At 43.5% G+C, this 12,537-nt stretch carries 9 protein-coding genes; 3 read left to right on the top strand and 6 right to left on the bottom strand.

Annotation, left to right across the window (positions count from 1 at the left end; translation table 11 throughout):
• The first annotated feature begins 3 nt into the window (after positions 1–3).
• Together PQ469_RS02980 and PQ469_RS02975 are read left to right on the top strand one after the other, a co-directional pair.
• Positions 4–447, top strand: a complete 444-nt coding sequence (locus PQ469_RS02980) for a hypothetical protein (RefSeq protein ID WP_274211649.1) — start codon at positions 4–6, stop codon at positions 445–447.
• Positions 444–1,592: a hypothetical protein gene (locus tag PQ469_RS02975; protein ID WP_274211648.1), complete on the top strand. Its 1,149-nt coding sequence runs from the start codon at positions 444–446 to the stop codon at positions 1,590–1,592. The genes PQ469_RS02980 and PQ469_RS02975 overlap by 4 nt, the downstream gene beginning before the upstream one ends.
• Here the strand turns inward: PQ469_RS02975 and PQ469_RS02970 are convergent.
• The 5 genes from PQ469_RS02970 to PQ469_RS02950 all read right to left on the bottom strand — a co-directional run bounded on the left by PQ469_RS02970 (position 1,584) and on the right by PQ469_RS02950 (position 9,682).
• Entirely contained in the window at positions 1,584–3,665 is a 2,082-nt protein-coding gene (locus PQ469_RS02970; RefSeq protein WP_274211647.1) for an HRDC domain-containing protein, read from the bottom strand. The genes PQ469_RS02975 and PQ469_RS02970 overlap by 9 nt on opposite strands.
• A gap of 106 nt (positions 3,666–3,771) precedes the next feature.
• Positions 3,772–5,391 (bottom strand): DNA polymerase, encoded by a 1,620-nt coding sequence (locus tag PQ469_RS02965; protein ID WP_274211646.1) that lies wholly within the window; start codon positions 5,389–5,391, stop codon positions 3,772–3,774.
• On the bottom strand, positions 5,388–7,859 hold the full coding sequence (locus PQ469_RS02960; RefSeq protein WP_274211645.1) for an RNA-directed DNA polymerase: 2,472 nt from the start codon (positions 7,857–7,859) through the stop codon (positions 5,388–5,390). The genes PQ469_RS02965 and PQ469_RS02960 overlap by 4 nt, the downstream gene beginning before the upstream one ends.
• A gap of 8 nt (positions 7,860–7,867) precedes the next feature.
• Positions 7,868–8,947 (bottom strand): ComEC/Rec2 family competence protein, encoded by a 1,080-nt coding sequence (locus PQ469_RS02955; protein WP_274211644.1) that lies wholly within the window; start codon positions 8,945–8,947, stop codon positions 7,868–7,870.
• A gap of 435 nt (positions 8,948–9,382) precedes the next feature.
• On the bottom strand, positions 9,383–9,682 hold the full coding sequence (locus PQ469_RS02950) for a helix-turn-helix domain-containing protein (RefSeq protein ID WP_274211643.1): 300 nt from the start codon (positions 9,680–9,682) through the stop codon (positions 9,383–9,385).
• Positions 9,683–9,765: 83 nt separating this feature from the next.
• Here PQ469_RS02950 and PQ469_RS02945 point away from each other — a divergent pair, with 83 nt between their 5' ends.
• On the top strand, positions 9,766–10,356 hold the full coding sequence (locus tag PQ469_RS02945; RefSeq protein ID WP_274211642.1) for an RNA polymerase sigma factor: 591 nt from the start codon (positions 9,766–9,768) through the stop codon (positions 10,354–10,356).
• 301 nt (positions 10,357–10,657) lie between these two features.
• Here the strand turns inward: PQ469_RS02945 and PQ469_RS02940 are convergent, their stop codons facing one another.
• Entirely contained in the window at positions 10,658–12,430 is a 1,773-nt protein-coding gene (locus PQ469_RS02940) for a hypothetical protein (RefSeq protein WP_274211641.1), read from the bottom strand.
• Between the last annotated feature and the right edge of the window lie 107 nt (positions 12,431–12,537).

Here is a 12,537-nt window from a genome sequence, read left to right as displayed (position 1 = left end):
GCGATGAGTGATTTCACTTTATTATATAAAAAATACAGTTCGGTCTCCAGCCTGACGAACGAGCTCAACGGCTCTGTGATCGTGCTGAAAAGGCGGAATATGGCCGCCAATAAAAAGATCCTGGAAACGCATCCGCGGCTCCAGGTCGCTGATGAGGAGGTCGCCAAAGCTAACCGGGAACTGCTGAATATTCTAGCCACGCTGGAGGCTTTCTACGATAAGCAGGAGTCATCGAGTTCGCTATACCAGTTATCGGAGAACCAGCTATTCCGTAAGTATATCTTGGAGAACGTGGAGTACCGCGAGCAGGTGAAGCAGGCCGCGGCCAAGCTGCGTAACCATCAGCATCTGACGAATAAGGACCTGGGCGATATCGACCGGTTTATTTCAATCCTGGATAATGAAGCCTCCGTGCTTTACCGCAAACTAAGATCATCGCGGGGATGAAGAATTTCGTCAAAGCCTTATATGCCGACCTGCTGCACCGCATCGACCTGGTGATCGCTGAGATCAACGGGATGGAGCATCATGAAGATTACCGCACCCGCTTCATCGAAAGCACGCTTTTAAAGATCCGGGAGATCCGTAAGCCCATCCAGCAGGCGCTGGAGATCGGCGGCCTGGAGTATGATAACCTTTCGGGGAATTACCTGTTTCAGTACAACCGGCTGAACCGGGAATTCAACGCGTACCATACTTACCGCTTCCTGGCGATCAAGAACTACGGCGACCCGGAGATCTTTTTTTACCGGCTGATCAAGAAGATCTACAAAGAGCACCGCATCACTTCCGTGCCGCCCATCGTTTCGACGATCAGTAACCATGACTATTATTACTGGGCCGTACCCATGCTCGAGATCATCGCCATCCCTTCGGGTGAGGAGAACAGTTTGCTGAACCTGCCCGACATGTACCACGAGATCGGCCATTTGCTGTACTCGATGTACGAAGGCCGCAGTTGTGAGCTTTCCGCCCCGGAGATCGAAAAGCACTTCAAACGAGAGATCGCGACCCTGCATGATAAAAAGCAGCACGCCCATTTTGGAGCGGAAGTGGAGCGCGCGAAATACCTCTGGCAGGTATCCTGGCTGGAGGAGTTTTCCTGTGACCTAGCCGGTACCTATATGACCGGTGCGGCCTACGCCTGGACGAACCTCAAACTGATCTCCGCGGATCACGGCTCCTCCAAGATCTTTGAATATAACGATACCCACCCGGCCAATGAGGCCAGGATGCGGATCATCCTGCTGATGCTCGAAAAACTGGGCCTCGCCGAAGAGAAAAAGCAGATCGAGGAGACCTGGCAGCGCTTTCTGAGCGAAGCGGAGATCTTCCGGCCGTCCGCCTATAAACTGATCTACCCGGATAAGCTGTTCAAGCTGATCATTGACGAGTTCATCGGCTTTTATGATAACGCCGACCTGGCGCCCTGCACAGAACTTCTGGGCGCGCAGAATAAGTCTGTGTCTGAATTACTGTCGGCCGCCTGGCAAACTGCCCAGACCGACCCGCTAAACTTCTATCAACATGAGACCGACGTGATCAACGGGTTGAAAGCACAGTTCGGCCTGAACACAGCCGGCTCAAAATAGTCTATCGCCTTCCCCCAGGAATTCCCTGACCATCCGGAGGATCGCCTCACCATATTCCTGCGCGCGCTGCTCCCCGAAATTCTTGATCGCGGATAACTGGCTGAAGGTCTTTGGTAGCTTCTTGGCGATCTCCCGCAAGATTTTCTCCGAGATCAGTGAATATTCAGGCGTGCCTTTCTGCTGCGCCGTTTCCCCGCGCCAATCCAGCAGTGCTTTGTATAGCGCGGGGTTTTCCACGTCGGCATCTTTAGCCGTTGTCTTGGGCCGCCAATTCTTAAAGACAGGTTTATAGCCGACCAGTGCATCCCGCGCATAAAGTAAGATATCTGCCCCGGTAGAAAAGTGAACGGCCCCATGCAGCATCGCCAGTTTTTGCCGGATGTTCGCCTGCAGGTAATTATAGCGGTTATAAAATTCGGACTCCAGCTCGCTGCCAGGCAATTGCAGCAGGATATGCTCCAATTGCGCTTGCAGGCCTGATAGCTTGGGCTGGAAAAACGCCGCCGCCGCATTGATGCGCTCCTGGAGCACGGCCCGCGGCAGGCCCTGCCGCAGCTCTTTTTGAATAAAACGGTCACCAACGGCCCTGAGCTCGCTGCCGAATACTTTGGTCATCGCGACGGCTTCCTGCGCATTGATCGTCCCGGCGTCCCCGGCTTGTTTTTCCAGCTGGTCTTTAAAGCCTGTCCAGGCATCTGACAGCACTCCGAAATTGAAGGCGTCGCTGATCACGTTAAATTCCGATATTTTTTTGGCTACGGCTAAGGTGGCCAGGTCCGGCGAACCTGATGTCGCCGCTGTCATGAAGTCCACGATGGCCGGTGCGGTCTTTACATTTTCAGGCCTGATCGGGGAACGCAATACGATCCCTTCCAGCGTCCGGCAGCGACTGAGTGCGACATAGGTTTGTCCCGCTGCAAAAGCCGAGGTAACGTCTATGACCGCTTTATCGAAGGTCAGGCCCTGGCTTTTATGGATCGTGATCGCCCAGGCCAGCCGCAAGGGATACTGCGTAAATGAGCCGGCGCTGGTCTCATTAATCTTCTTTTCTGAAGCCGACAAGGCGAATTTTACGTTTTGCCAGGTTTCTTTGAGCACTTCGAATTCGCTGTGGTCATCGAGAAAGGCCACCTGGATGCTCGTTTCCTGCAGCCCGGTGACCCGCGCCGTACGCCCGTTAAAATATTGCTTTTTTCCCGACAGGTCGTTCTTGACGAACATGACCTGCGCACCCACCTTGAGGACAAGTTCTGCTTCGGCCGGGTAGGCATCCGTGGCAAACTCCCCGGTAACATCAGCTTTATAGACGAACGCAGCGCCCTCCAGGCCTTCCAGGCGCTGCGTATTGATCCGGTCGACCGATTGCACGTGGGTCGAAAGGGTAACGTAATCCTGGAGGGTGCCGATCTCTGCTTCAGAACGGTAATGCTTGTTCAGCGGTTCCAACAGCTCAGCAGTCACCTGGCCATGCCGGATCTCATTGAGGATGGAAATAAAAGCCTGGTCAGTTTGGCGGTAGACTTGGCTAAGTTCCAAAGTAAAAAAATCATGCTTTTGAAGGACGAGGCTGTTAAAAAAGTAAGGGCCCTGGTAATAACGGCCAAGGATCGGCCAGTCGCGTTCCCATACCGGCGGCAACTGAAAAAGATCGCCGATCATCAGCACCTGGACCCCGCCGAAGGGCTGGGCCGAACCTTTCACATAGCGAAGCAGCGTATCGATGTAATCGAGCGTATCGGCCCGGACCATACTGATCTCATCAATGATCAGCAGTTCAAGCTTAATGAGCAGCACTGTTTTTTCACGGCTCATCCGCAGCGCCAGTGGCTCGCCGCTGTTCGGCGGCAGGGGGCCGATAGGCATCTGGAAAAAAGAATGGATTGTCGTTCCGCCTGCATTGATCGCAGCCACCGCTGTCGGCGCGACAACAGCCATATTTTTAGTGTTCGCCGTTTTAATCCGGTGAAGCAGTGTCGTTTTTCCCGTTCCGGCCTTGCCCGTCAGGAATACTGGTGCGTTGCAATCCTCTAAAAATTTAATAGCCAGATCCTGTACGTTGAAGCCTGTTTCCACGCATCTAAATTAAGGATATTATTAAGTTCTGGTTCTCGATCAGTATTTTTTAGGAGTTTCAAAACAACATTAACGACGAAAACAGGACGGTTTATTTAATAGTATGCTAATCGCAAAAGTTCTTAAACTTTGCAGAAACCTTCAATGAAGGACATTCTTTTAGAAATTCCTCTTCAAAAATCCGTTGAATAGTATCTTCCTTTTCTTTCGCAGTCTCTTTTGGCACCTGAAATAAAGCTGCGTCATGCATTGGAATTAGAAATTCTATTTCGTTATCAATGGAACGCAATTTTATAATTGCTCGTTTAATGATTAGGGAAGCGGTTCCCTGAATTCGTTGGCTCATCGCCCAGGATACGTTTTTCTCATTTTCAAGTCGATAGCGATAGTTTCCGTCGCGGGTTCCGATTTTATTCTCGGTCAATGCTTTTTCTTTAATTGCTGTCCTGTAGGCATCCAATGTAGTAAAAGAACTAAAAGCATCAACAATCAATTTGGAAAGCGTCGGGGCATGTGCTTCTAATTTAAAGTCCTTCAGGATACCGATGTTATTGCTGATATCCATACCGTAGGAATACTTATAAAATAAGCTTTTGCAAAATTTAAGTTGTTCCACTTTATCTGTAATGTATTTTTCTACTTGGATTTTTTCACCAATCGAATCATAAATGTAGGAAGTATTGTATGCATTGATTAAGGCGACATCCTTTGAATCATCAGCAAGTATCCCGGCTTCAAATTGCGCATAATCGATATATAATAACTCTTTCTTTTTATCGGCGCTTACAATACTTCTGAATTTCCTTGTCAGGTTCTGCAAGTTGGGCGTTACTACTTTTGTCCTGGCGGTAATGGTGCCGAAAGAGTCGTAAACTGGATATATCTTTTGCTGCGTAGGGTTTAGCGCACCTATTGATAATAAAGCGTTCAGGTCAGTAGTAGACTTTTTCTCCTGATACAGCAACTCTATTAAGGGGTGCCTTAATTTTGAGTCCTTTAAAAAAAAATAATAGCCTTTTTCTTCTATCAATTCTCTTGCTTCCCGGATCAACGCTTTATCTTCAATTTTGCTCAGCACCGTCTTTACATCCGTCGGAGATACAATATCAAATTCCAATTGAAGCCGGTTCCGGAGTTTATATACCTCATGGCTAAGCTGACTTACCCAATTAGAAACACTGCCGGTATTGATAGTAATTCCTTTATAAGTACGCTCTAAGTTGATGACACGTATAGGTCGTTCAACATGATAAAATCGGTCATATTCACCTTTCGCATTCAACTCTTTGAGTTGCTGTTCATAGCAAGTGTACATCGCTGAGAGCATTCGATAAAAAAGCCGCTGCCGTTCCGGTTCATCCGCATCGGCGAGTCCCTGATACAATTTCTGTGTTTTTTTAAAATCATCCTTTTCGGTATCCTCATTATAGAATGCTCTTAAAATATTCCAAACGGACCACGGCAATAAATCCTGCCTGGCTTTTTTTTGCCCGTACAACTGTTTTGCAATTTGTTCAATATCAATGATGTATTTGGGCATCGCCTCTTTGCGTGCGCTTAGCCAGGAAATAACATTATCCCAATCGAAAGATATAATATTCGTCTTTTCTTCTGCTATCAAAGCCATAGAAGTTACTGTCTTGTAGGCTGAGCCGTCATAAACGTAAAAGGTGGAATGCCCAGCACCACTCGCTACTGATAAATTATTGATGACAAATTGGTTCATAGCAACGAAATGATTTGTGGTAAGTCCCTGGATATTTGATTGACCTTCAATTTTGGCAAACCGTAAACAAATGACTGTTTCCCGAATTCTGTAAACTTATTATATGCTTTCAAATGAATCTCTTTATCTACTGCATCCAGGTAGCTATTATTTAGATCACCCGGGGCAATGGATTGAAGGCATATTAACGCGCATCTTTTTGACAGATGGCTTTGAAAATAGCCGCGATTGAATGAAGACTTGATTAAATTGATGGAGGTCGTATCGACCGATGCCAGGTAAAGACAAGCACCCGCAACAACAGGTGCTTTTTCTACTCCCTGTGAATGGTTGATTATTTTCTGAGCAAACTGTTGAAGTTCCGTATCGGCAACCTGGTGAAAGGCTAAAAGCTTCAGGATCAAATAAGATTGCCAGGTGTAGATGTTCTTACTCGCATTAATTACTAACGGGATTAAAATGGCAAGCAAATCATTGGTAATGTACTGCCGGTCTACTGTCAGCAAAAAGCGGGTATAAATTTCAGAGTACCAGGGATTATCTTCAAAACGCTCAATGATCGCTTTTACGATTTCTGAAAAGTTGATCAGATCCTTTAACAATGGGGTACGGGAAAACCGTTGTAAGCGCTCTATCGCGAATTTGAATTTCTTGCGTTTGGTCAAATCGTGAATATCGGATAGTGACTCATGGAACATTTTATTTACCATGATCACTGATATTTGCACCTCCCGTGATTTTCCCGAATCCATCAGACTGCAGATTTGTTCGATTTCTTTATCCAGCGCCGGGGTGTATTCTTCAATTTTGCCTCTGTCTGCACCGTCATTATAATTAAGAATCTTTGTCTTTTGTGAATTTAAATTTAAACCTATTTCCGATAATTTGTCGATCAGGAACATCAGGGCTCTCCGGGCCTCAAACTTATCTTTACAAGTAATGCGGATATCGTCCATATACCTGTAATAGTGTGGGAAGTCCGCTATCATTTGCTTATCCACATTGGCGAGCAGGAGATTTGCTAAAAATGCAGACGGCTCCCGGTTTTGCGGTATCCCATCACTCAGCGGCCCGGTGTTGCTCTGCCATTTTCTGATTTGTTCGATAACAATTGCACAAGCGCTGTCATAAGCGGATTTATCGCTCACATTGATCCTGTGTTCTGTTAAGGCTGTTTGCAAGCTATGCGCAGCGATGTTATCGTAAAAATTGGTAATATCGGTTGCTACAAGGTACGGCATAGCTGGATTAATGGTATCATGTATCTGATACTGGAATTTTCGCCACTGTTCTACCGTATGAAAAAAAAAGTAATCGTGATTATTAGTGACGTTATAATTATATCGCACAGAATAGACATGACTGGAGATGACCTTGTTATCCAGTTCATTGGCCAGATGGTCAACTGCGGCCTGGTAAATCACCCTGTCTAAAAATGCAGTTTGTACCGCCTTTCGTGTGGTAAATCCTTCCTTTGGAATCGCGTATAGTTCAGGGTCTTTTGGCTGGTATTTGCCATTAGCCAGGTTTGCTTTGATCAGCTTATAAATATCTGCAGAGTAAAGGATGTCTTTAAATCGCAAAGGGTCCTGAAACCAATCATCTGCCAGATCTTTCCTGATGTTACCGACAGCCTTCCAAATATTCAATTTGACACCATTCACTTCCACTTTACTTAAATCGATGAGATCGCCGTCTTCATTAATGATAATATGGTGAGCATCGCTGGTATACCTGATCTTCTCATTAGTCGAATCATGTGTGTTGAGCAATTCGTTGATTGGCAAATAGCTCAGGTCTTTCACATGAACATTTCCGGCAAATGCAGTTTCATCATTGAGTTTGGTTACCAGGCCGCACAAAACAGGCACCTTTTTCATCATTAAACCGCTACCAGAATAACCTCCGATTTTTGCAGTGGCGTCTTCTCCATCAATGCCACCCTGTGTGGTAACGACGAGCATCTTATCCGGCGATGCGCCCGCATAATTGAAATTGATAAATGTCAGGTTCTTCCGGTCATTTGATGATAAGAACCCGGCCGATCTGAACGTTCCCTCCTTGCGCTTGTTTGAATGAATGACGATTTCTGGGAAATTGGGGATATGGGAAACCAGCATTTTTTCAACCTTCAGGATGCAAAAGTCGTTCTGGGAGTCAACGATAATCTCCGCCACCGCCACTTTTTCGCTTTTAAAGGCAGATGAATCAAGATTGGGATTATGCTCTACCAATACATGGTCAACATCCTTTATAGCATATTCATAAGTATTACCCTCTGCTGAATGTGTTCTTCTGCCAAGAACGCAATGAAGTGCTGTAAATACATACATATAGCCGCAATCCTTTGTCGTATAATAGATGACGCCACTACCATGCACATCCGGACGTACTTGCCCGGCAACAAGGATTTTGGTGGTCAGCCGTACAGCGATATTATTGAGCAGAAATTCAGTTGTAGTCGTCAATAGTTCGGTTATAAGGGTAAACAATAACCATGTTCGAAGTTAGCATCATGGCATGAAAAATTATACAGCGTTTTTTCCTCTTCCGTAAAATTTAGACGGTTTGAAAAGTCAGGATAATTAAAATAAAATTCAATGTGTTTGCTCATATCGCGTTGAGGATGGAGGAGTATTTTCGCAAAAGTCGACTTGTTAGGCAATCTGGCCTTCAATCCATTCGCGCAGATAATGTATTTTGATGTACTTACCATGTCCAGGAATTTAAAACTGATGCTTTTCCGGCTGGCATGGTGAGATAATTTAACCACATCTACTTTTAGGGGGGAAATCTTTCGTTTTGTTAAAAGTTGAGCTATCGCTGCATCAATAACCACGGGTATGGCATCACCCATATGAAGTAAAGATTTTCCTGCATGTTCAAACAGAAAGGCAATACTGGTGGCATTTTCAAGCTTTATATCCAGGTCTTCATCACCCTTATCGAATCTGTTTTGCTCACTATCATAAAGCTCTTTAATGGAATACCCATAATCGTTACCGGTTGCGCCCACATCCAAATCAGCGTATTCATCGGAAAACAAACGGAGCATGTCCTCATTTGGGGATAAAATGGTTATGGCTGCACCTAAGATATTTTTTACCAGCGGAAACGTTATTTTTTCTTTGATATTCCAGCGATGGTCGGGTTCGTTATGAAGAAATTCTTCCAATTCCTTCATTTCTTTCGCACTGATATCAAACTGCTCCGGTGCTTTGCGATAAACTTTTTCAGAAAAGGCAGAGTTAAACCAATATTGGCCAACGCTTTCTTTTTTGATCGGGCTTTGGGCGTCTTGTATATCTCGTGTCAAATAAATTATTCCCTTAATATGGTCTTGATCCAAATGGGTAATTATCGCCAAATTAATAAGCTGTTCGCTATTAACGATTTTTTCTACTACTTTTTGGAGGTGATCCTGGTAAATAGACTTACCGTTACCGCCATCAATCATAATATTGACAGTGCCGTATTCCTCCGAATAATAGTTAATTATTAGGCAATCTCCGTTTCCGGCCAATAAGGCGTTGATGATAAGATTTGAGCCGGCCATTTATAATGGTTTGTGTTGAATTAAAATATAAAGCTAAAAAAATAATCAGGTATATTAACATGACGGCCATTGAAATGCAGTTCTAAGAAGTTGTTTTTTAAACCCTTATTAATCAAGTTAATATAAATATCCGCATGCGGATATTTATACATTGTTCCATAAATGATAGATAACTGAACATTATCAATGAGTGAATTAACTAAAGGAAATATTTATAAAATGTTAGAGTGACTGCCCTATTGCGTGTTTGGAGGGTGCCGATAAAACTTCAAGCAATGTAATTACTATATAATACGGGAAAACTCTCTAAATTTCCCTTTCCATATAATTTAATAACACCGCGTTAAGGACTGTATTGAAAAACCCACAGCGAAAAGGGGACTTGTAGCGAAAAGCTTGGGCCGAAGGCAACGCTAAAAGCATATTTAAATGGCGTTAATTTGTCTTTTCCGTTGGTAGTTTTACACCCTCACAAACAAATTCAAGTAATTCTGAGGGATTCACTTCTATAGCAAGTGCAATTAAAAAAAGCTCTTTAGCCCTTAAATGAGATTTTGAGTTAATTGATAATTGGCTTAACCGAAATGTGCTGATACCAGTCATCTTCGATAGTATTGCTTTGTTTATAGCTTTCTTAGCTAAATACAAACCTAAACGTGTCAATGTCTCTTTGGCCAAATCTATCTTTTTCCTAAAAATATTCCGATTAATTATGAATAGAGAGAATTTTTGCATTTGATTGGTTTATCTCTATATTTATAGATTATTTCTCTATAATTGAAAAATAATATCCATTCAAGAACTTTTGAAATGGTAGCATGGGAACTTATTCAGGCCTTTCCGATAATGAATTGATCAATCTCATAAAAGAGTCGGACCACTCCGCCTATAACGAAATCTACCATCGCTACTTCTACTTGATCTACACCCATGCCTATAAAAAACTCCGAGATGAAGAGCAAGCAAAGGATATTGTCCAGGATATTTTTGCCACCATTTGGTTTAAAAGAGAGTCCGACCTGCCAAAGGCCAATCTTGCCGGTTATTTATTTACCGCGGTAAGAAACAGAATATTCGACCTCTTCGCCCATGAGCACGTGAAGACGAAGCACATCGATTCCCTTAAAGATTATCTGAACGGGAATGCTGGTGCACCTACTGACCACCGGGTAAGAGAGAACGATATGAAAGCCCATATCGAAAAGGAGATCCGGGCGCTGCCGCTCAAAATGCGTCAAATATTTGAGATGAGCCGAAAGGCCAACCTATCGTATAAAGAGATAGCCGAAAGGCTGAACGTTTCAGAAAACAATGTTTCCAAACAGGTTAATAATGCTCTAAGAGTACTTAAGACGAAATTGAACCTCATTATTTTTATCCTTTTCCTACTGAAGTTATATTTCCGTTGAATATGCAGTCTCATAAGGCCCCGCGTGTCTGCATGCGATATAACGACGCGTACCAAGTAGTGGTAACATGATAATATTGACCGGGTATATACAACAGACTAATCAGTATTTAGAAAAAACCAACCAGGGTTGGTAACAGTCGGTCAACATTAACGAACGAATACTAATAACCTGATGTGTAACATAGATATAGCCTCTTACATATGACAGACAACGTTTATTTATAAAGTACAGTTGATTTTCATAGATATCTTTACTAATAATAGCATCGACAGAATGGTGAAAAATCTGGCAACGGGTATTAGAGCGCACGAGGTTCATATTTTACCCTTGTTTCCCGTTCCTTAACAGGATCGTGAGATTCTGATCGTTTCATCCATTCTTGCGATCTTTTTTCCATCTCCATAGTAGCATAATCCGGTATGATAAAATCTTTCCCCGGGCCGTGCCGTTCAAAAGCTTTCTCAGCAATTCTATATAAATTGAACTGCTTTGCTAATGTGTTCAAACGTTCGGGATCTGCAGCTAAGGGTGTGAGTTGTGCTTTATCTATCCCTTTGGCTTGGTTAGCTAGTTCTTTTAATTCGGCCGATATATCTTTTCCGTTTTTCATCTTTATCCAGGCATTGAACTTCTCTGTGACCTTCTGGTCCCCGCCGTTTGGAAAATCTTCAAGATAAGCCGCGAGCGCTGACTCGTCGCCAACGTTGATCACGGCATCATGTTCTATTTTATACGTTCTGCAAATATCTATAAGCCGGTTGTGATATTCATTGACAGAGACGATGAATTTTGCAATGGCATGGACAGGTTGAGTTAGAGGCACCTCCCACTCGTTGATACCGTAATTTATCGCTTCGGAAATCTGCTTGCCGGAGACCTTGGCCTGCTTAAAAAGATAATAAAGCCCTTTTGTTACTAATACATGCAAGTGGTCATTCACTATATCACCAAAAAAACCGGCAAACGGGATCTTGTCTTTAATACCAACTACTTCAAACGTTTTCGCGACCAGGCTTTCGACCTCATCCCGGTAAAGCTCCGCGCTTAAACTTTCTTCCTCGTTTGCAAAGGACTTCCTTTCATCAATCAGTAATTTTAGAATATTAGCCAGGTTTTCGAAAGTTGCAGCATGAGCTGAATTATAAAATGGGATTTCGTCACCTGGGTTTTCAGCTGGTTTCTCCTGGTTATTAAAAGCTTGAAATAGTTCGATATCATATTCCTCTCGGAACGGGTTCACCCGGTTATGGGTGAAATTGGTGATAGCCACCCGCCCGTTTTCCGTTTGAACATTTTTGATATTTTCATACATTTCAGTCATCTGATCATGAAAGTGTTTTTTTTCTTCTGGTGAGGTGGGAACATGACACTCCCGATCGTTAATCAAAGCGCGATGCAATAACACAACGACGTAATTTTCGATAATATTTTTGATCATTTTTTCTTGTTCCGGCGCGTACCGGAAGCTCACCTTTTTTTCTGTTTTAATCGGCTCATTGTCCATTCTGAAGGCAATGGTTTTGTTTACAATACGGCTGTCCAGATGTAAAAAGCAAACGAGGATAGCAATTACTTTAAAAACATAGCTAAACCCGCTGGTCAATTTTTTAACTCTGATGGAGAAACCAATGGAGACAATATCCAGAAGTGTAAAGAAAACAACTAGCGAAACCAAGCCCCATATGAAGCCAGCGAGGTACCGTTCATTCAATTCATTTAGGTCATATATCGGCTGTGAAAACAGGTCGAATCCCAGCAGTAGCCCTACTTTGACAAGGAGAAGGAAAGCACATGCGTACAGAAAAGACAGGCATAAAGGTTGAACAACTTCAAAACTCAGGTATAACCAGGCATTATCTTTGATTTGCTGCCAGGACGCGAATTGTAACGGGGCTGTGTTTTTTTTTGCAATCAGCGAGGAGGCTGCATACTTCGCCACAAGGAATAGTGAAGCACAAATGAACAATAAAGTTTCCACTAAAGTATCCGGAGTAAACATACTTCTTTGGAATAGACAAATCAGAAGCCCTGTAATTCCACAGCAGCAAACAAACTTTATTTTTGTTTTCATTTTTAGCATTAAAATTAACGAGACAGGTCAGGCTTGGCGACTCAAATACATGATAAATTTAGTATTTATATATCTAATATACAGTTAATTATGCGTATTTTTATTGC

It is taken from the genome of Mucilaginibacter sp. KACC 22773 (assembly GCF_028736215.1).
In the GTDB taxonomy this organism is placed as follows: Bacteria; Bacteroidota; Bacteroidia; order Sphingobacteriales; family Sphingobacteriaceae; genus Mucilaginibacter.
This window is presented reverse-complemented; position numbering and strand designations above follow the sequence as displayed.